The organism is Pedobacter sp. (genome assembly GCF_041662865.1).
Classification (GTDB): domain Bacteria; phylum Bacteroidota; class Bacteroidia; order Sphingobacteriales; family Sphingobacteriaceae; genus Pedobacter.
Genome location: NZ_JBAZRL010000024.1, coordinates 1 through 19355, shown reverse-complemented (window position 1 = coordinate 19355; position 19355 = coordinate 1). Strand labels below are relative to the sequence as shown.

Genomic DNA, 19355 nt, shown 5'->3' with positions numbered 1-19355 from the left:
TGTTAAGTCCTTAAATCTATTGATAAATAAAGATTTAAAGTATTTATAACAGGTTTTTTACTTAGAAAGGATATAAATTAATTTTAGTTTAATGATGACCTGAAGATCTTTGAGATAAAGACTAATTATTTATTATTTTTGAAATAAAAAACGCCATGAATTTTTATCAAATTTTAAAAAGTGCACACTCTGGTTGGAGATATATTGTTTTATTATTGCTGGTTATTGCGGTAATTCAGGCTTTTACATGTTGGATAGGAAAAAGAAATTATGTAGAACAGAATAGAAAACTAAACCTTTTCACATTAATTAGTGCGCATATTCAGTTATTATTTGGATTGGCATTGTACTTTATTAGTCCGCTTACAAAAATAGCTTCTTCTGAGCCAATTGGCCGTTATTGGAAAATGGAACACATTAGCATGATGATATTAGCCATTATTTTGATTACAATTGGTAATTCAAAGTCTAAGAAAGTTACAGATGCTGTAGCAAAACATAAAGCTGTTGCTATTTTCTTTGGTTTGGCATTAGTAATTATTGTTGGAGCAATTTTTATGATGGTAAAATCAGATCCATCTAAAACTTTCTTTGGGGTTTCTTAAAACATTGGATGTTTAAGCCTCGACAAATTCTTATTTTAATTGCAGTTTTAATTTTGATCTGTTTAACTGTAAGCCTTTTAAAGAATGATTTTGTGTCATTTATTTTGCCGGGCTGGCATACTACTATCTATCCACCTTATTTTGTATTTTTCTGTTTAAGTTTATTTATAGCGTGGATTTTTGCAGGTATGCTAATCTGGTCGATATACAAAGAATATAAACGAAAAAACATGAACAATTCAAGTAGTCAAATAGAATAAAGGATTCAATTTGAATAAAAAACTCAAAATATTTTGATTATTTAACTTTTTGTATATTTTTGCTGCTCAATGATTAACAATAACTTACATACATGGCAATGGCGTGGTACTCAAAAGAGTTTCGTCGTAGCTTTGTGCACCTTATAGTTTATCAACCTAAACCTAAACCACATTTAAAACCCGACGTAACCACACGCCGGGTTTTTTTATGTCCAGCGACTTAAGTCAACGGCAAAGAGTAATTGAATTAAAGAAGAATGAAAACATATACGATACAAACACATGCTAAAAAGCGATTAGCAGACACCACTACTCCTGTAAGCATTTATTTGCGCTTACGCGATGTTTTTCCGAATACTATTTTATTAGAAAGTTCGGATTATCATAGTCGTGAGAATGCGACAAGCTATGTTTGCGCCGAGCCAGTTGCTGGAATTATTCTCCAAGATGGGAAATTGAACACTTATTTCCCTGATGGCACAAAAGAAACAAAAACTGATTTCGTTTTGGCAGATGAAATTGCTGCATTTAAAGTTCGTTTCAATCCGATTAGTCAGACAAAAGATAAACACATTTCGACAGGTTTATTTGGTTATTTTACATGGAATGCTGTTCAACATTTCGAGGACATTTCATTTACCTCGGCTACGCCAGATGATGAGAAAATTCCGACCATGCAATACCATGTGTACAGATATATTATTGCGATTGACCATTTTAAGAATGAAGTTACACTGGTAAAAAATGTTTTTAATAACGATGAAAATGAAGATTTAACAAAAGTTGAATACATTATTCAGAATAAAAACTACCCAGAATATAGCTTTAAAACCAATGGTGATGAACAATCTAACTTAACCAATGAAGGTTTTATGGATATGGTAGAGCAAATGAAAAAACACATTTATCGTGGTGATGTTTTTCAAATTGTACCATCGAGGGCTTTTAATCAAGGGTTTTTGGGAGATGAATTTAATGTGTACCGTTGTTTACGTTCTATAAATCCATCTCCATATTTGTTTTATTTCGATTATGGCAGTTTTAAGTTGTTTGGTTCATCGCCAGAAGCACAAATCACCATTGGTAATAATGTGGCTAATATTTTCCCGATTGCGGGGACATTTAAACGTACTGGAAATGATGAAGACGATGCTGCTTTAGCTAAGAAATTAGAGCAAGACCCGAAAGAAAGTGCTGAACATGTGATGTTGGTTGATTTAGCTAGAAATGATTTAAGTAGACATTGTAGCGGAGTAGAAGTGAAATCGTTTAAAGAAGTGCAGTATTATTCGCACTTAATTCATTTGGTTTCTAAAGTGAGTGGAAATTTACAAGATGGAGTAAGTGCATTTAAAGTGGTTGCAGATACATATCCCGCAGGCACTTTAAGCGGGGCTCCAAAATATAAGGCCATGCAGTTGATAGATCAATACGAGAAATTAGGTCGTAATTTTTATGCTGGGGCAATTGGCTACATGGGCTTTAACGAAGATTTTAATCATGCCATTATGATTAGAACTTTTATGAGCAAAAACAACTATTTGCATTATAGAGCTGGCGCAGGCATTGTAGCTGATTCTATTGCAGAAAATGAATTAAACGAAGTGAACAACAAGATAGCAGCATTGCGTAAAGCAATCGCAATGGCAGAGGAAATATAATGAAAAAACCCATTTTAGTAATCGATAATTACGATAGTTTCACCTATAATTTAGTGCATTTAATTAATGAATTAGGTTATGAAGCCGTGGTTTGGAGAAATGATAAGTTTGCATTGGAAGATGTAGCAGCATACGATAAAGTTTTACTCTCACCTGGACCAGGAATACCAGAAGAAGCAGGCCTTTTATTAGAAGTTATCAAAAAGTATGCGCCTACAAAAAGTATAATGGGCGTGTGTTTAGGTCAGCAGGCAATAGCCGAAGTTTTTGGAGGGAGTTTGTTAAATTTAGGTAGGCCGATGCATGGAATCGCCACGCCAATTACAGTTTTGGATAAAAACGATTTAACATTTAAAGATTGCGTGGAGCCAATTGAAGTTGGACGTTACCATTCGTGGGTGGTTAATCCAGCAGACTTACCAGCAAGCTTAACAGTTACAGCAACTGATGGCGATGGGCAAATTATGGCACTAAGACATAAAGAATTTAATGTTTGCGGAGTACAGTTTCATCCAGAAAGTGTATTGACACCAGATGGAAAGCAAATGATGAAAAACTGGTTAGAGAATTAGGCTAAATATGAATATTTTAGATAAAATCGTATTACGTAAAAAGGAAGAAATTGCTGAAGCAAAACAAAAAGTTTCGGTTAAAGAATTAGAAGCCAATAGTAACTTTAATAGACAACCTTTAGTTTTTAAAGATTTTTTATTAGATGAAAATCGTACAGGGATTATTGCCGAATTTAAACGTCGTTCGCCTTCTAAAGGGTTAATAAATGGTACAGCTAAGGTTGCTGAAGTAACCCAAGCTTATAATTTGGCTGGAGCTTCTGCGCTGTCCGTACTAACAGATACTGATTTTTTTGGAGGTAAGGCTGAAGATTTATTTCAAGCTAGGGCCGTAAATCAAATTCCGATTTTGCGAAAAGATTTCATAATTGATGAATACCAAATTTTAGAAGCAAAAGCCTGGGGAGCAGATATCATTTTATTAATTGCATCTATTTTAACGCCACAACAAATTATAGATTTTGGTAAATTAGCGCAAAGCTTAGGTTTAAGTGTCTTATTGGAAGTTCATAATCTAAAAGAGCTAGAAAAATCAATTTGCCCAAATGTAAATGCGATTGGTGTTAATAATAGAAACCTAGGCGATTTCACTGTTAATATTCAAACTTCATTCGATTTAGTGGATAAAATTCCAAATGAATTCTTGAAGATTTCTGAGAGTGCAATCGATAATCCAGAAGTTATTAAACAATTAAAAGCAGTGGGTTACAACGGATTTTTAATCGGAGAAAATTTCATGAAAACTGATAATCCTGGACAAGCGATAAAGGAATTTGTGACGCAACTTAAATAATTGCTTTGCAAAAAATCAAACATTAATCTATATGTAAGGTTTTGTATGTGCAAAGCCAAACGAATATAGATTTTGTATCTTTGTAACTATACATGGGAAAACAAAAAACATACGATACCGCCCTTAAACAAGAAAGAGCGGTACTTGTTGGGGTGATTACACCTGGAGAAAAACCTGAACAAACAAAGGAATATTTGGACGAGCTGGCCTTTTTGGTAGATACGGCTGGTGGTGTGGTAGAAAAAACTTTCACACAAAAAATGTTGAAACCCGACAGAGCAACATTTGTTGGAACAGGGAAATTAGAAGAAATACAGGCTTATGTAAAAGCTGAAGAAATAGATATGGTGGTTTTTGATGATGAATTATCACCATCGCAACTGCGGAATATTGAACGTGAACTACAGGTTAAAATTTTGGATAGAAGTAATTTAATCCTTGATATTTTTGCTGGAAGAGCACAAACTGCACAAGCAAAAACGCAAGTAGAATTAGCACAATTGCAATATTTATTACCTCGATTAACACGTCTCTGGACTCACTTAGAGCGCCAAAAAGGTGGTATCGGGATGCGTGGACCTGGTGAAACGCAAATTGAAAGCGATAGAAGGATGATTTTAGAGAAAATCTCTTTGCTTAAAGAACGCTTGAAATTAATTGATCGCCAAAACGAAACACAACGCAAAAACAGAACACAATTAATTCGTGTGGCTTTGGTGGGTTATACCAACGTTGGTAAATCTACTATTATGAATATGTTGGCTAAATCTGAAGTATTTGCAGAAAATAAATTGTTCGCAACACTAGATACAACCGTTCGTAAAGTGGTGATAGAAAATTTACCATTTTTACTATCGGATACCGTTGGATTTATTAGAAAATTACCTCACCATTTGGTAGAATGTTTTAAATCTACGTTAGATGAAGTAAGGGAGGCGGATATTTTAATTCATGTGGTGGACGTATCTCATCCAAATTTTGAAGACCAAATTCATACCGTTAATGAAACCTTGAATGATTTAGGTGCGAGAGATAAAGATACCATCATGATATTTAATAAGATTGATGCGTATGTAACACCAAAAGCAGATGAATATAACGAAGAAGAAGAAATGGCCCCTTTAACTTTAGGAGATTTTAAAAAGAGTTGGATGGCGCACCACAATGCACCATCAATTTTTATATCTGCCACTAAAAAGGAGAACATCGAAGAGTTTAAGCAATTGTTATACGACAAGGTTAAAGCCATACACACTTCACGATATCCTTACGATAAGTTACTATATTAGCTGAAACAATAACCTATTTTATGATGAAGAAACTTGTTTTATTTAGCACTTTCTGCTTATTATTTACCGTATCCAAAGCTCAAGTAGTAAGTTTAAGCACATCAGAATTAACAAAGTTGAAAAGTTTAATTCGTTCGCAAGCGGATGTAAAAAAGCAATGGGAAGAGATATTAAAAACTGCTGATGAATCACTAACAGCAACACCAAATCCTGCTGATACTATTTTAACCGAAGGCATTTTACAAGGTGATCCACGTAAAACTAGAACTTGGAAATCTATTGAGGATATGCAAAAGGTATATTCTTTAGCATTTGCTTATAAAATTACTGGAGAAAAGAAATACTTAGCTAAAACGAGTGAATTTTTATTGGCTTGGGCGCAAAGAAATCAGCCGCAAGGCAACCCAATTAACGACACTAATTTAGATCGGATTATTTTTGCGTATGATTTATTGAAAAAAGATTTAGCTGCTGATGTAAATTCGACAGTTACAAATTGGTTAAACAAAGTAGCGCTTCAAGAAATTAAAACCTATAATGAAAAGGTAAAAAGTAATAGCGCAACTTATTTTAATAATTGGAATTCGCACCGCATTAAAGAAATAGCAGAAGTTGCTTGGGCAATTGACGATGAACAATTGAAAACTTGGGTAATCGAGAATTATAAAAAACAGATTTCTAAAAATTTATTGGCGGATGGAAGTAGTCATGATTTTCACGAAAGAGATGCTTTGCACTATCATATTTATGATGTGGATCCATTAATGGTTGCTGCAACTATTTTAGATAGAGATGGGAAATTGGGTGAAAATCCTTATAGTTATAAATCACCAGAAGGAAATTCGTTAAAAAATTCAGTTGACTGGTTAGTTCCATTTTTTACAGGTGAGAAAACGCATGCAGAATGGGTAAATTCTAAATCATCTTTTGATAAAAAAAGAGCGGCAAATGGAGAAAAGGGTTATATTGCAGGAACACTGTTTAAACCACAAGAAGCAAGAACGAGCATTGCCTTGGCAAATTATTTCGATAAAGAGATGTTAGAGGTTTATCAATCTAACATTAATGCAAAATTGAAATATCCTACTTGGCAATTCGTGTTAAATGAGGTAAAGAGAAAATAAGAATATGGAAAGTAAAAGACAACAGAAGTTTGCAGGATTATTACAAGAAGAACTTGCGGCTATTTTTCAACGTGAGGGAGCAGCCTACTTACCCAACACATTAGTTACCATTACAAAAGTTCGTGTTTCGCCAGATTTGGCCGTGGCTAAAGTTTATTTAAGCTTTTTAAACACCAACAATACTAGTCTTTCTGTAGCTACTGTTAATTCGCATGCTAGCGAAATTAGATATAAATTAGGTTCGCGTATTCGTCATCAGGCAAGAGTTATACCAACGCTTTCGTTTTTTGTTGATGATACCAACGAATACGTAGAGCACATGGATAAGATTTTCAATAAAATTGCCAAAGAACGTAAGGATACCGACGAAGAAAACGATGAACAGCACTAAGTATATCCGTGAACCAGGAAACTTTTTTACTCATGTTATTCCAGCGCTTTTAGCAATTCCAGGATTGTACCTGCTGTTACAAAAATCACATACTTACTTTGAGTATGCGGCGGCTTATATTTATGGTATTGGCATTCTAATTTTATTTGGCGTAAGCGCAATGTATCATAGTGTGCCTAAAACAGAATATGGCATTCGGTTTTGGCAAAAATTTGATCATTGTTGTATTTATTTAATGATTGCAGGTTCTTTTACGCCAACTGCTTTATTGGTTTTTGATGGTTGGTTGCGATGGTTGCTTTTTGGAGCTGTGTGGCTTATTGCACTAATTGGCTGCTTATTGAAGATATTTAATCGTTTAAAAAGTCAAGCATTATCTACTGGGTTGTACATAGCGATGGGTTGTTTGGTAATCCCTTTTCTGCAAAAAATGCTGCAAGTTTTGCCAATAGCTTCGATTGCATGGCTAATTATTGGTGGCGTATTTTATGTAGGAGGTACCTATTATTATGCGAAAGATAAACCCTTAAATAGGTTTTTTCATAGTCATGAATTATGGCATGTGTTTGTGAATTTTGGTGCGCTTTCGCATTTTATTTACAATTACGTTTACGTTTTTAATGTGTGATGAATTCTCTGCAAAAACTTCAAGAGTTCTTAACTGATCCAATGCATAAAATTGGGAAAGTTGTTGATTTCAATCCGGCAACTGATACATTATTGCCTTTCGATTTTACTGCAAACAATACAGAATTAACAACTGAAATTTTAGCAGATACGAATCTGTTTTCCCTTTGGGTTGATGAAAAACTAGCAAAAAATAATGCTAAATATGGTATTGGGGGTTATAATGAACACCGTACAATTTATAGTAGAAGCGTTCACTTTGATACCATTGAAGAACCAAGAAGATTGCATTTAGGCATTGACATTTGGGGACCAGCAGAAACGCCTATTTATAATTTTTACGATGCAAAAGTGCATAGTTTTCATTTCAATGATAATTTTGGAGATTACGGGGCAACCATAATTTTGCAATATCAATTGGATGATTTAATCTTATATGCACTTTATGGTCATTTAAATTTATCATCGCTTGCTGATTTACAAAAAGGTCAATGTATAGCAAAGGGAAAGCAATTTGCCAATTTTGGTATTGCCCAAGAAAATGGGCATTGGCCACCACACCTACATTTTCAATTGATGTTTGATATGGATAATAAAAAAGGTGATTACCCTGGGGTTTGCCAGTTTTCTAAACGCGATGAGTATTTGCTAAATTGCCCAGATCCCGCATTAATTTTGCAGCGTACTTTTACATCGGCTTTGCCTTAAATTTCGTAAATTTAATTATGTTCAAAATTGCAGCAGCTTTTCTTCTGTTAATTTCTGTTTCAGTTAAGGCACAAGAACCTAAACTAAAAGGGGGATTATCGTCTTTTTTAACGGAGAATAAAATCTATCCACCGTATTCCTTACACAATTGCATTCAAGGAATTGTTAGCATTGGATTTAAATTAAACGCCAAAGGGAATGTCTACTATTCAGTTGTTAAAAAAGGAGTAGGCACCGATTTAGATGATGAGGCGTTACGATTAATTAGAATGACTGACGGAAAATGGATTGTTCCATCAAATCATGATACGACAACGTTAGTGATTGTTCCTGTTAACTTTTCATTAAGTGGTTACGATTGTGATAGAAAAGATAAAAAGGAAATTACTTTAGCCATTAAAGCATATAAAGACGAAAAGGAATTGACCAATGTTGTGCTTAACTTTTACCGAAATAAAGAAAAAGGAAATTACAAACAGGAAGACGAAATCAAGATTTTACAGATTAAATCCGATTTAAGAATTGATGATGAATATTTAGATGACAAAGTTAACTCTGGCCTTAAAAAACAAAAGCAAGGCGACATACAAGGTGCTTGTGAAGATTTTAACTTTGTAAAATATATGGGTTCAGAGAAAGCAAATGATTTGCTCTTAAAATACTGTAAATAATATGCGCTTACTTTTTCGTTCTCTTGCTTTTTTAGATTTAATATCGCTAGTTTTTATGGGAATGCAATTGTGGAATATTGCAAACAACTATCATGAAATGCCTAACCAACTTTCCGTAAAAGTAGAAGCGATATTAATGTTTCCAATGTTTTTATTAGTATTAGTTGGTGCTTATGGATTGTTTTTTACAAAAAAAATCGGGTTTATACTGTACTATATTCAATTCCCTTTTAGGTTTTATTTATGGGTTTTTACTGTCGGATTTATAACGCTTTTACCTGAAGCACTTGATAATTTTGAAGACAAATGGCCTAATATTCTCTTGAAGGTCTGCATCATGATAGAATTTATTAGGTTGTATTTAACTATAAAAGGGCAACTTAAACTGAAGGGTCGGTAATAATATGTATCGCTTTTGGAATTAGCTTTGCCTCTATTTCATTAACTTTTCCAATATATTCTCCATCAACCTGAAAATGAGCCTTATGTTTTGTAGCTATTTTTAAATTAGAGGCCTGAAAGCTCTCAATCTTTTTGGGGTTCCAAGGTAATTTGCTAACCCATATTTTAAGAATTTCCATTACAGCGTATTCCTTTACCAGAATAATTTCAAAAAGAGTATCATCTAATTTCCCATCAGGATTTATTTGTAAACCAGAACCATATTGGGTAGCGTTTGCAATTGCAACCATCGCTGCTTTCTGTCTTATTAATTTCTTTCCAATTTTAAACTCAACATCCATTTTATGATGATTCCAAAATGCCTGCCACGCAGCTTTCGCGTAAGTCCACATTCCACGCCCATGTAATTCATCGAATTTTTTAACTAAAAAGGCATTAAAACCAATATCCGCCAAGTGAATACACAATTCATCATTGACTAAAATAGCATGTATTTGTTTCGGCTTACCGCTTATTGTTAATGCTAAGGCCTCTTTTATTTCCAAAGGAACTCCCAATTCTTTAGCCATACCGTTAGCAGAACCTGCCGGGATAATCCCGATAGGTACACCCGTTTCTAATAAACATTCAGCTACCAGTTTTAAAGTCCCGTCTCCCCCCACAGCAATTACACGATCTGCTTTTGATTTTTTGATAGTTGCTTTTAAATCAACAATTGCACAGTCCTTCGGCAATTCATAAATATCAAAAGTTTCTTCTTTAGCCTTAAAAAATGACTTAATTTCTTTTTTAAAATCAATGGCATGATTTCCAGAACCTGGGTTTACAATAAAAAGCAGTTTTTGAGTTTTCGATTTCACAGATGGTTAATTATGTCTTCCTTACAAACAACTTATGCTAAACTCTGTTTTAATTATATCATGAATAACACTGCAAGTGTAAAAGTATATCACGGTTACGGCCACACACACAATTTAGTTGTTTATGGACATGTGTTTAAATTTAAAGCAAAAACTACGCAGAATTATAGCAATAATCTTTTTGTAAATATTGTTCATCTATTTAAACTTTTTGTGGTTAAACCATATGCTTTTTCAAGAGTTAGATTAAATTTTTACGAGCAAATTGTTTATCAGAAAGCAGAATACGATGGCTTTTTTAAGTTTGAATGGAAAGCGGAACAAGATGTTGCTGCAGGTTGGCATGCGGTAAAAATAGAGGTTTTAAATGATGATAATGATGAAGTTATTGCAGCAGCAGAAGGGAAAATATTTGTCCCTCACATCACACAATATGCTTTCATTTCTGATATTGATGATACTATTATGATTTCTCACTCTGCCACAATTGGGAGGAGATTACGAGAACTTTTTATTAAAAATCCACGTACACGAAAAACATTTCCTTCAGTACAAAAGCATTATCAACTATTAGCAAAGACACATACAGAAATCGACCAACCAAATCCGTTTTTTTATGTATCGAGTAGCGAATGGAATTTATATGATTATTTAGTAGAAACCTTTCGTTTTAACCAATTGCCAGAGGGAGCTTTCTTGTTAAATCAACTTAAAAGATGGAAAAGCTTAATTAAAACTGGAAAAACTGAACATGAAGGTAAATTATTAAGAGTAATGCGAATTATAGATGCCTTTCCAAATCAACAATTTATTTTTTTTGGAGATAATTCGCAACAAGATCCAGCAATTTATCATGCCATTGCAGAGAAATATCCATTAAATATAGCTGCAGTTTATATTAGAAATATTAGACCAGAAAGGCAAAGTAAGACAGAAGAGTTATTAACGAAAATAGAGCAACAACAAATAAAAACATGTTTATTTGTACATAGTGATGATGCGATTGCGCATTCAATAAAAATCGGATTAATTAAATTATAGAGTTATGAAAAGAATATTTTTAGGATTTATCCTCGTAATTGTATTGCAAGCTTGTTCGGAAAAACTAGGAATGAATAGTGTTGCGAATACCAAATGGGTTTTAAGCGAATGGCCAGGGCAAACAATGCCTAGCACTACAAAAAAAGCAACTTTAAACTTTGATGCAGATAATAAAATTAGTGGCAAATCTTTTTGCAATGGGTTTGGAGGCATGGCTACAATTGATGGAAATACGATTAAAATCGGCGAATTAATAGGTACAATGATGTATTGTGAAGATGTTGGTCAGGCAGAAAAATCGTATACCGATGGCTTAAAATCAGTAAATTCTTTTAAAATAGTTGATGGCAAATTGCAGTTATTAAAAGACGGTCAACTAGCTATGGTTTTTACGAAAACAGAATAATTAGCTAATCGATTTTCCAAAAGGAGAAAAGGCTAAATTCATCAGTTTAAAATGTTGTAAACCAAAGGGGATTCCCACAATTGTGATACAAAATAACAATCCAAAAATTAAGTGAGTTAGTACAATCCAAATTCCACCAAATACCAGCCAAATAATATTCATTACGGTTGATAAACAGCCAATATTTGAAGAGGTATCAGTTATTTTAACGCCAAATGGTGCTAAACCAACAATGGCAAATTTAAAGCATTGAATACCGAATGGGATACCCACAATGGTTAGGCATAAAACTAATCCGCCAAAAAGATATTGAAGAAAATAAAAATCCCTCCAAAAATCACCCAGATAATATTGCCGATAAAACTCATGTTTTTAAGACGGCTTGCTTTATCATTTGTTACAATTTAGTAACATTGCAACATGGTTTTCAGACTACTTGAAGATGCTTTAATTTTCCCAGATACAGCTTTAGCAGAGTCTGATGGTTTACTTGCTATTGGTGGAGATTTGAGTGTAGAGCGATTGTTTTTAGCCTATCAAAGTGGAATATTTCCATGGTTTAGTGAGGGTGAACCTATTTTGTGGTATGCGCCTCATGAACGCTGCGTCATTTATCCCGATAGGATTAAAATTAGCAAAAGCATGCGAAAAGTTTTACAAGCTGAAGTTTTTGAAATTACTGTTAATCAATCATTTGATAAAGTAATTGAATATTGTGCAAAAACGCCTAGAGTTGGACAAGATGGAACTTGGATAACTAATGACATGCAAAAAGCGTATCTGAATTTACATGAAAAAGGTTTAGTGCACAGTGTGGAAGTTTGGAAAGATAAAAACCTAGTTGGTGGTTTATATGGCGTTAAAATTAACAAAGTTTTCTGCGGAGAAAGTATGTTTAGTTTGGTAAGTAACGCATCAAAAGTTGCATTAATCCATTTGTGCACAACTATGGGTTTTGAATTGATTGATTGTCAATTACCAAACGAACATTTAATGACTTTAGGCGCAGAAATGATAAGTCGGGAAAAGTATTTAACGATGCTGGGCTCACTTTAAAATCTCATCAACCTGATCTCTTGTCATACCTGGTTTTATTGCAGGCAAATACAACGCGGAGATAATATGTATATCAAAATCTTCAATTTTAATGTCGTTGGTATTTTTAATAGTAAAAACACTACTTGGAGCTAATTGAGAACTGCCTGAAAAACCAATGCACTTAACAATATTTTTTTTGATTGCATTTTTAATATTTGCTCTACTGCCAAATTTTTTGGTATTAATTAAACTTTGACCCCAATAAATTTCACCACCATTTGTTGCTCTCACTCGGTAAGATCCTATAGCATCTAAAGGCCTGTTTGTAGAGGTATACGCTTGAAAATCTGCTGGTTTTTCTCCGAAAACTAGTGTGAAATTTTCTTCAGATTCATTAGCTGATTTTTTGATATCAAGTGGAGTTATTTTCTTTAGCAAATTGAAAAACGAATCGACTTCTTTAACAAGATAAGCAGATGTATCTCCATAGATTTTATATCGAATTGGTTTTGCCCATTTAGATAATGTCTCATATTCCCCAATCTGTTTTCTCTTATAAACAATCTCATCGAAAACGGTTTTTTCATTTTCAGTTAACTTTTGAGCAAAGGAATTTAAGCTCGAAATAATTAGCAGAAATAGAATAAATTTTATTTTTGAAGTCTTCATAAATCTAATTTAATAACTCTTTAATGTCGTCTTTACTTAACGATTTAAAGAAACTTTCTTCGGTAGTAATTAACGAATTTGCTAAAGATTTCTTTCGTCGCTGCAGAGCGAGAATTTTCTCTTCAACAGTATCTTTCGAAATAAATTTATAGATAAAAACCTTTTTATCCTGACCAATTCTATGTGTTCTATCTATGGCTTGTTGCTCAACAGCAGGGTTCCACCATGGATCTAAAATGAAAACGTAATCGGCTTGAGTTAAATTTAAACCTACACCGCCAGCTTTTATAGAAATTAAAAACACTTTTAAATCTTTGTTCTCTTGAAATTCTGCTACAATCTCTCCACGATTTTTTGTTCCGCCATCTAAATACGCAAAGGGAATTTGTTCTTTCTCAAAGCAATTTTTAAAAATGCTTAGGTGCTTTACAAACTGTGAAAAAATCAACACTTTATGGCCACCTTTTAACACATTATCTAAAGTATGCATCACATTTTTGAACTTACCAGAATCAGAATTGTATTCTTCATCAATCATTACTGGATGATTTGCCAATTGCCTCAATGCAGTTAAACCTTGCAATAGCTGAATTTGTTTTTTTGCGTAGGTTCCATTATCCATACTAGTTAGCAAATCATTTCTATACGCCGATTTAGTTTTTTCGTAATATGCAGCTTGGTCCTCACTCATGTCGCAATAATAAATTTGCTCTGTTTTTGGAGGAAGTTCAGCTGCTACTTGTTCTTTCGTTCTACGTAACACAAAAGGCTTGATAATCGCTTGTAATTTTCTTGCTTTTTCTTCGTCTTTGCGCTTTTCAATTGCCTGCACATACTCTTCATTAAAAAAAGATTGTGTGCCCAATAATCCTGGATTTAAGAACGTAAGTTGAGTCCATAAATCGGCAACAGAATTTTCTACAGGTGTACCACTTAAAACTAACTTATGTCTTGATTTTAGCAGTCTGACTGCCTTGAAAGACTTAGAAGATGGATTTTTTATATTCTGACTTTCATCTAAAATAATATAATTGAAGTAGAATTTGCTAATTAATTCCACATCAACACGAGTAATGCCATAGGTTGTAATTACGACATCATATTTATCAAAAAGGCTAATGTCTTTATTGCGAAAAGTACCTGTATGCGAATGGATTTTAAGTTTTGGTGTAAATTTTTTCGCTTCATTTAACCAGTTGTAAATTAACGAAGTTGGCATAATAATCAACGAAGTGCTATGTGTTGCATTTTGCTCATCTTCCTCTTTCAGTTTCTGCAACATAGCTAACGTTTGAATGGTTTTACCCAAACCCATATCATCTGCAAGGCAACCACCAAAATTATATTCACGTAAAAAACTAAACCAATTGTAACCAGCTTTTTGATAATGTCGCAAATCCCCTTTAAAATTTACAGGCATTTGTGTATCAGCAATCTGCTCGAAATCATTTAAGCGTTGCAGTTTTCTATCTAAAGTTACATTGGCTAAACTGTCTTCAGCTAAATCATTAATTAAACCAATGTGATGTTTTTTTAGTTTCAGATTTTTACCGGCATCGGCTAAGCTAAATAGGCTGCTGTATTGTGTAAACCATTTTTCTGGAATGATGGCGATATCACCATCTGGTAAAATGAACTCTCTTTTTTTATGAAGAATGTGTTGTTTTAAAGCGATAAATGGAATAGGATGAACACCAAAATATACGATTGCGTTGATATCAAACCAATCGTTATCTTCCTTAATTTCAAAATCAATTTTATTGGCGCCAAAAACAAAACGCTTACTACTGCTTGCTTGTTCAATCTCAAAGCCTTGTTCTTGTAAAGTTTCAATATGTTCGTTTACCCAAGTAATTATCGCATAAGCTGGATTATCATTTTCGCTTAAAGTAGGTAATTCTAAATGATGAAAAAGCGCACTTACCTTTTTTAATCCTAAGTTTTGTAACGTGGAAAATTTTTGTTTTTCCCAATCGGTATTACGTTTAATGCGAGTAAATGTATAATTGTCTTCGTCCTTACTTAAGCGGACAGTAACCTTATGCTCGTTGCCCATTGCAAAAGCATAGCTTCCGTATTTAAAATAAAGCTGAATTTGTGAAATGCCACCATCAACGTAAATAACTTTAATTATTGCTGTTGGATCATGTTTCTCTGTTTTAATTTCAAATCCTTCTGCATACACATGATGCTTTTCTATCAGTGGAGCTACAAATTTTTCGAAATACGTTTCTTCTGTAGCTTTAGGAATTGCGATATAACGCTTGTTTAAAAACGGAACAAATTTCTTTCCCTCAATATCTCCTTCAAAGTAATAAAGCACGTCATTTAGCAGCATCCAAGCAGGCTGATTACAGACAACTTGCGCATCTTTAAACATAAAATCTATGCGTAAACCTTGATATTTGATCGTTGGAAAATAACGGGTTTCAGTTTCTCCACGTCTAAAATGGAATAATACAGTTGCAGATTCAGTAGCTAAATCTATTTTTCGCTCTGCTGGCCAACCATCCTTATCCATTAAATATAAACCATCTTTTATTTTAAGGACTTCTAAAACTTCTGCTAGTTTCTTTTCAATTTTTGGGCGAACGCTTTCATAAAATTTCTCATCGTAAAATTTACTGAAGAATTCAAAAGGCCTAATTGCTTTTTTATGGTATTTTTTGATGATGTAATCCTGCTCAGTATCGTCTAAAATTTTGATCAATTTGAAATCAACCTCTGTTAAATGTTTCGAAAATTCTTTAGCAGTATGTGTAAATAAACGCTGATAAGTTAAAGAAAAATCGCCCTGTGGATTAAGTTGAACTATGTGTGGCTCAATTAAATAGCCTAAAAACTCATGCTTACATAAGGAATATACGATTTTGCAGGGTTTGGAACTATTTACGCGTAACATTGGTTAAGGGCTAAAAGAAAGAAAAGATAAGCAGCTAAAAATTTCTAAACTTACAGTATTTCAATTTCTAATCAAACTCAATAGACAATTTTTTTTGTTCATTGGTTCATTTGGCGTGCTGTATACAGTAGATTAACTACCCAATCTAAGGCACCGGTTACTAATTAACAAATTCCCCATTACTGTTCGTCGAAAAATTACAGCCGTTCGTCGTGAGTTACTTGCTCATGGTCTAAAAGGAACGAAAGCGCTGCAACCTTTTTCAGGTATTGGCGTCTTAATTACGAAACCTGCCAGCAAGGGCTCGCAGAAAATAAAAAATTATAAATATCAGATAAACAATTATTTAAAATATTAAGGATATGAAAACTTCTATTAAAACATTATTCGCAGCAGCATTAACACTAGTAGTATTAACCAGTTCTGCATTCGCATCAACAGATGTAAAAGAAAACAATGTTACTATCTTAAATCAGGTAAAAAACATTAATAAAATTGTAGTAAGCGGCAACGTTGAAGTAATTTTGGTACAAGCACCGACTGAAAGTGTAAAAGTATACGATAGTTATTATTCAAAAAATGCATTAGTGCAACAAGAGAATGGTGTGTTACGCATTAGCTCTTTCCAAAAAGAAACGTTAACTGTAGCAGTTTATGTACGTAACCTTTCTTCAATTGAAGGTGGAGATAACTCAAGAATAAAAACTTACGGTAAAGTGAATTTCTTAAGCTTAGATGTGATTTTAAAAGATAAAGCAACCGCTGATCTTAACACAACTACAGTAAATTTATTTACTTCGGTAAAAGATGATGCAAGCTTAAAATTAGGTGGTTCTACTACAGATTATTACGCAGTATTAAGCTCGAATGCGAAATTAAACATGGGCTGTTTTGTAGCTGAAACTTCAAGCGTTAATTCTACCGCACCGATTTATGCAAAATTAGCTACAGTTAAGAAACCAACTTTAGAAAGTATTGTACTAATTGACGAGTTAGCAAAATAATAACCCAATCATATATCAATTTTTAAAATCAAAAGAGCCTCAATTTGAGGCTCTTTTTTATAAGATTAATTTGAAAACACAGATAATACAGGTTTTGTAATCCTGAGCTTGTCGAAGGAAAATCTGCGCATCTGCGGCTAACTATTATAAATCAAATTTAATTCCTTGTGCTAAAGGCAATGTATTTGCGTAATTAATGGTGTTAGTTTGCCTACGCATATAAGCTTTCCAAGCATCAGATCCACTTTCTCTACCACCGCCTGTTTCTTTTTCTCCACCAAAAGCACCACCAATTTCTGCGCCAGAAGTACCAATATTTACGTTTGCAATACCACAATCAGAACCTTGAGTAGATAAAAATTGTTCAGCTTCTCTTAAATTCAAGGTCATAATTGCAGACGATAACCCTTGCGGAACACCATTTTGCAAAGCGATAGCCTCATCCAATTCTTTGTATTTTATCAAATATAAAATTGGTGCAAAAGTTTCATGTTGAACAATTTTATAATCGTTTTTAACTTCGGCAATGCAAGGTTTTACGTAACAACCAGAAGCATAATCAGCGCCGCTTAAAACACCGCCTTCAACAACAAAATTTCCACCTTCGGCTTTACATTTTTCAATAGAATCTAAATAGCTTGCAACGGCATCAGTATCAATTAATGGTCCAACGTGATTGTGTTGATCTAAAGGATCTCCAATTCGCAATTGACCGTAAGCTTTAACCAATTTAGCTGTAAATGCATCGTATACACTTTCGTGAATAATTAAACGTCGAGTAGAAGTGCAACGTTGTCCAGCTGTACCAACTGCGCCAAATACAGCACCAATAATGGACATATCTAGATCTGCATCCTTAGAAATAATAATAGCATTGTTTCCACCTAATTCTAATAAACTACGGCCTAAACGAGCACCCACTGCAGCACCAACAGCTTTTCCCATTCTGGTAGAACCTGTTGCAGAAACCAATGGAATTCTAGAGTCATTACTTAACAATTCACCGACTTCTCTATCTCCAATAACTAAATTAGAAACGCCTTCAGGTACGTCATTAGCTGCTAAAACTTTTTCTATAATATGTTGACAAGCTATTGCTGTTAATGGTGTTTTTTCGGATGGTTTCCATATACAAACATTTCCACAAACCCAAGCCAAAGCCGTATTCCAACTCCAAACTGCTACTGGAAAATTAAATGCCGAAATAATTCCAACAATTCCTATCGGGTGCCATTGCTCATACATCCGATGATTTGGTCGTTCACTATGCATGGTTAAGCCATATAACTGACGTGATAAACCTACAGCAAAATCGCAGATATCAATCATTTCTTGCACTTCACCAAATCCTTCTTGTAAACTTTTGCCCATTTCATAAGAAACCAATGTGCCTAAAGCTTCTTTGTTTGCTCTTAACGCTTCGCCAAATTGACGCACCATTTCTCCTCTTTTTGGAGCAGGTACAGTTCGCCAGTGTAAAAAAGCTTTTTGTGCAGTTTCAACTACTATATCGTAATCATTTGCAGAAGCAACTTGTACTGATGCTATTTTTTGACCATCTACAGGAGAGTGGCTTTCAATAATTTTTTCGCTAGCTGTTTTGCCCCAATTACTGCCTGTACTGTAGGCCGGATTACTATTTTCAATTCCTAATTGTTTTAAAACAGTGTTGATATTTGTTTTCATGTGAAGATGTTTAATCTGAAAATCGATTTACAAAACAACAAAAAATTAAGCAGGTTTGCCAAATTATAAATAGCGGATAATGTTTTGTAGCTTTCTGCCTACCTTGTATCTTTATTTATCAAATTAAATCCAATAAAAAAATATAAACCATGAATAAACATTTCATAGCCGGATTAATGAGTCTGGTAATTTTAGGCGGAATTTCTTCGGCAAATGCCCAAGAAGAAAAAGCAAAAGTAAATCCAACCTATCGGGTAACTGCTACAAAAGTTAACGATTTAATGCATACCAAATTAGATGTCAGCTTCGATTACGCAAAACGATATTTATATGGAAAAGCTTGGATAACGTTAAAACCACACTTTTACACTACTGATTCCGTAACTCTTGATGCAAAAGGGATGGATGTTAAAAGTATTTCGGTAGTTGGTGCTAAAGGAAATATGCCGTTAAAGTTTACAAACGATAAAGAAAAGCTTTATATTCAACTAAATAAAAAATACGTAAAGGACGAAAAATATATCCTATACATTGCTTACACAGCAAAACCAAATGAATTAACTATAAAAGGAAGTGCTGCTATCACAGATGCAAAAGGATTATATTTTATAAATCCTGATGGTACAGAAAAAAATAAACCAACTCA

Annotated in this window: 20 protein-coding genes and 1 pseudogene; 16 read left to right on the top strand and 5 right to left on the bottom strand. The window is 33.7% G+C overall.

Features of this window, described 5'->3' with window-relative positions; translation table 11 throughout:
- Nucleotides 1–155: 155 nt before the first annotated feature.
- The 11 genes from WC622_RS09740 (at nt 156) to WC622_RS09690 (ending at nt 9101) form a co-directional block, all read left to right on the top strand.
- Nucleotides 156–605 (top strand): cytochrome B, encoded by a 450-nt coding sequence (locus WC622_RS09740; RefSeq protein WP_372819501.1) that lies wholly within the window; start codon nt 156–158, stop codon nt 603–605.
- A gap of 517 nt (nt 606–1122) precedes the next feature.
- Nucleotides 1123–2526: an anthranilate synthase component I family protein gene (locus WC622_RS09735; RefSeq protein WP_372819500.1), complete on the top strand. Its 1404-nt coding sequence runs from the start codon at nt 1123–1125 to the stop codon at nt 2524–2526.
- On the top strand, nt 2526–3098 hold the full coding sequence (locus tag WC622_RS09730; RefSeq protein WP_372819499.1) for an aminodeoxychorismate/anthranilate synthase component II: 573 nt from the start codon (nt 2526–2528) through the stop codon (nt 3096–3098). Before WC622_RS09735 ends, WC622_RS09730 begins: the two co-directional genes overlap by 1 nt.
- A 7-nt stretch (nt 3099–3105) precedes the next feature.
- Nucleotides 3106–3891, top strand: a complete 786-nt coding sequence (gene trpC / locus WC622_RS09725; RefSeq protein WP_372819498.1) for an indole-3-glycerol phosphate synthase TrpC — start codon at nt 3106–3108, stop codon at nt 3889–3891.
- A 92-nt stretch (nt 3892–3983) separates the two neighbouring features.
- Nucleotides 3984–5180 carry a GTPase HflX gene (gene hflX / locus WC622_RS09720; RefSeq protein WP_372819497.1) on the top strand — a complete coding sequence of 399 codons (1197 nt, stop codon included), beginning with the start codon at nt 3984–3986 and terminating at the stop codon, nt 5178–5180.
- A gap of 20 nt (nt 5181–5200) precedes the next feature.
- Complete coding sequence (locus WC622_RS09715; protein ID WP_372819496.1) at nt 5201–6304, top strand: alginate lyase family protein; 1104 nt, start codon at nt 5201–5203, stop codon at nt 6302–6304.
- Nucleotides 6305–6308: 4 nt separating this feature from the next.
- Nucleotides 6309–6695 carry a 30S ribosome-binding factor RbfA gene (gene rbfA, locus WC622_RS09710; protein WP_182922745.1) on the top strand — a complete coding sequence of 129 codons (387 nt, stop codon included), beginning with the start codon at nt 6309–6311 and terminating at the stop codon, nt 6693–6695.
- Nucleotides 6682–7323 (top strand): hemolysin III family protein, encoded by a 642-nt coding sequence (locus WC622_RS09705; protein WP_372819495.1) that lies wholly within the window; start codon nt 6682–6684, stop codon nt 7321–7323. The genes rbfA and WC622_RS09705 overlap by 14 nt, the downstream gene beginning before the upstream one ends.
- Nucleotides 7323–8030 (top strand): peptidoglycan DD-metalloendopeptidase family protein, encoded by a 708-nt coding sequence (locus WC622_RS09700; protein ID WP_372819494.1) that lies wholly within the window; start codon nt 7323–7325, stop codon nt 8028–8030. Before WC622_RS09705 ends, WC622_RS09700 begins: the two co-directional genes overlap by 1 nt.
- Before the next feature lie 17 nt (nt 8031–8047).
- The gene (locus WC622_RS09695; protein WP_372819493.1) at nt 8048–8701 is read left to right on the top strand and encodes an energy transducer TonB; all 654 of its coding nucleotides are present in this window, start codon (nt 8048–8050) and stop codon (nt 8699–8701) included.
- 1 nt (nt 8702) lies between these two features.
- Entirely contained in the window at nt 8703–9101 is a 399-nt protein-coding gene (locus WC622_RS09690; RefSeq protein ID WP_372819492.1) for a hypothetical protein, read from the top strand.
- Here WC622_RS09690 and WC622_RS09685 read toward each other — a convergent pair.
- Nucleotides 9082–9963 carry a diacylglycerol kinase family protein gene (locus WC622_RS09685; RefSeq protein WP_372819491.1) on the bottom strand — a complete coding sequence of 294 codons (882 nt, stop codon included), beginning with the start codon at nt 9961–9963 and terminating at the stop codon, nt 9082–9084. The two genes, WC622_RS09690 and WC622_RS09685, sit on opposite strands and share 20 nt — an antisense overlap.
- A 60-nt stretch (nt 9964–10023) precedes the next feature.
- Here WC622_RS09685 and WC622_RS09680 point away from each other — a divergent pair, with 60 nt between their 5' ends.
- The gene (locus WC622_RS09680) at nt 10024–11004 is read left to right on the top strand and encodes an App1 family protein (RefSeq protein WP_372819490.1); all 981 of its coding nucleotides are present in this window, start codon (nt 10024–10026) and stop codon (nt 11002–11004) included.
- 4 nt (nt 11005–11008) lie between these two features.
- Nucleotides 11009–11410 carry an META domain-containing protein gene (locus WC622_RS09675; protein WP_372819489.1) on the top strand — a complete coding sequence of 134 codons (402 nt, stop codon included), beginning with the start codon at nt 11009–11011 and terminating at the stop codon, nt 11408–11410.
- Here WC622_RS09675 and WC622_RS09670 read toward each other — a convergent pair whose 3' ends face one another.
- Nucleotides 11411–11683 carry a YccF domain-containing protein gene (locus WC622_RS09670; protein ID WP_372819488.1) on the bottom strand — a complete coding sequence of 91 codons (273 nt, stop codon included), beginning with the start codon at nt 11681–11683 and terminating at the stop codon, nt 11411–11413. It lies immediately after the preceding gene.
- 147 nt (nt 11684–11830) lie between these two features.
- On the opposite strand from WC622_RS09670, the gene aat reads away from it, so the two are divergent.
- The gene (gene aat, locus WC622_RS09665; protein ID WP_372819487.1) at nt 11831–12466 is read left to right on the top strand and encodes a leucyl/phenylalanyl-tRNA--protein transferase; all 636 of its coding nucleotides are present in this window, start codon (nt 11831–11833) and stop codon (nt 12464–12466) included.
- Here the strand turns inward: aat and WC622_RS09660 are convergent.
- Both WC622_RS09660 and WC622_RS09655 read right to left on the bottom strand, forming a co-directional pair.
- Nucleotides 12458–13117 (bottom strand): DUF2927 domain-containing protein, encoded by a 660-nt coding sequence (locus tag WC622_RS09660; RefSeq protein ID WP_372819486.1) that lies wholly within the window; start codon nt 13115–13117, stop codon nt 12458–12460. The two genes, aat and WC622_RS09660, sit on opposite strands and share 9 nt — an antisense overlap.
- Nucleotides 13118–13121: 4 nt before the next feature.
- Nucleotides 13122–16019 carry an SNF2-related protein gene (locus tag WC622_RS09655; protein ID WP_372819485.1) on the bottom strand — a complete coding sequence of 966 codons (2898 nt, stop codon included), beginning with the start codon at nt 16017–16019 and terminating at the stop codon, nt 13122–13124.
- Between the two features lie 362 nt (nt 16020–16381).
- Between WC622_RS09655 and WC622_RS09650 the strand changes: the two genes are divergently transcribed.
- Nucleotides 16382–17023 (top strand): GIN domain-containing protein, encoded by a 642-nt coding sequence (locus WC622_RS09650; RefSeq protein ID WP_372819484.1) that lies wholly within the window; start codon nt 16382–16384, stop codon nt 17021–17023.
- A gap of 144 nt (nt 17024–17167) precedes the next feature.
- Here WC622_RS09650 and WC622_RS09645 read toward each other — a convergent pair whose 3' ends face one another.
- The gene (locus tag WC622_RS09645) at nt 17168–18709 is read right to left on the bottom strand and encodes an aldehyde dehydrogenase family protein (protein WP_372819483.1); all 1542 of its coding nucleotides are present in this window, start codon (nt 18707–18709) and stop codon (nt 17168–17170) included.
- A gap of 149 nt (nt 18710–18858) precedes the next feature.
- Here WC622_RS09645 and WC622_RS09640 point away from each other — a divergent pair.
- Nucleotides 18859–19355: pseudogene (locus WC622_RS09640) on the top strand (M1 family peptidase); the annotation flags it as partial.

Bases quoted from the DNA above. Each gene is read 5' to 3' on its own strand.
- WC622_RS09690 (WP_372819492.1), top strand. From the start codon at position 8,703: ATGCGCTTACTTTTTCGTTCTCTTGCTTTTTTAGATTTAATATCGCTA.
- WC622_RS09650 (WP_372819484.1), top strand. From the start codon at position 16,382: ATGAAAACTTCTATTAAAACATTATTCGCAGCAGCATTAACACTAGTA.
- WC622_RS09705 (WP_372819495.1), top strand. From the start codon at position 6,682: ATGAACAGCACTAAGTATATCCGTGAACCAGGAAACTTTTTTACTCAT.
- trpC (WP_372819498.1), top strand. From the start codon at position 3,106: ATGAATATTTTAGATAAAATCGTATTACGTAAAAAGGAAGAAATTGCT.
- hflX (WP_372819497.1), top strand. From the start codon at position 3,984: ATGGGAAAACAAAAAACATACGATACCGCCCTTAAACAAGAAAGAGCG.
- aat (WP_372819487.1), top strand. From the start codon at position 11,831: ATGGTTTTCAGACTACTTGAAGATGCTTTAATTTTCCCAGATACAGCT.
- WC622_RS09700 (WP_372819494.1), top strand. From the start codon at position 7,323: ATGAATTCTCTGCAAAAACTTCAAGAGTTCTTAACTGATCCAATGCAT.
- WC622_RS09680 (WP_372819490.1), top strand. From the start codon at position 10,024: ATGAATAACACTGCAAGTGTAAAAGTATATCACGGTTACGGCCACACA.
- WC622_RS09715 (WP_372819496.1), top strand. From the start codon at position 5,201: ATGATGAAGAAACTTGTTTTATTTAGCACTTTCTGCTTATTATTTACC.
- WC622_RS09730 (WP_372819499.1), top strand. From the start codon at position 2,526: ATGAAAAAACCCATTTTAGTAATCGATAATTACGATAGTTTCACCTAT.
- WC622_RS09735 (WP_372819500.1), top strand. From the start codon at position 1,123: ATGAAAACATATACGATACAAACACATGCTAAAAAGCGATTAGCAGAC.
- WC622_RS09695 (WP_372819493.1), top strand. From the start codon at position 8,048: ATGTTCAAAATTGCAGCAGCTTTTCTTCTGTTAATTTCTGTTTCAGTT.
- WC622_RS09645 (WP_372819483.1), bottom strand. From the start codon at position 18,709: ATGAAAACAAATATCAACACTGTTTTAAAACAATTAGGAATTGAAAAT.
- WC622_RS09675 (WP_372819489.1), top strand. From the start codon at position 11,009: ATGAAAAGAATATTTTTAGGATTTATCCTCGTAATTGTATTGCAAGCT.
- WC622_RS09740 (WP_372819501.1), top strand. From the start codon at position 156: ATGAATTTTTATCAAATTTTAAAAAGTGCACACTCTGGTTGGAGATAT.
- WC622_RS09660 (WP_372819486.1), bottom strand. From the start codon at position 13,117: ATGAAGACTTCAAAAATAAAATTTATTCTATTTCTGCTAATTATTTCG.
- WC622_RS09655 (WP_372819485.1), bottom strand. From the start codon at position 16,019: ATGTTACGCGTAAATAGTTCCAAACCCTGCAAAATCGTATATTCCTTA.
- rbfA (WP_182922745.1), top strand. From the start codon at position 6,309: ATGGAAAGTAAAAGACAACAGAAGTTTGCAGGATTATTACAAGAAGAA.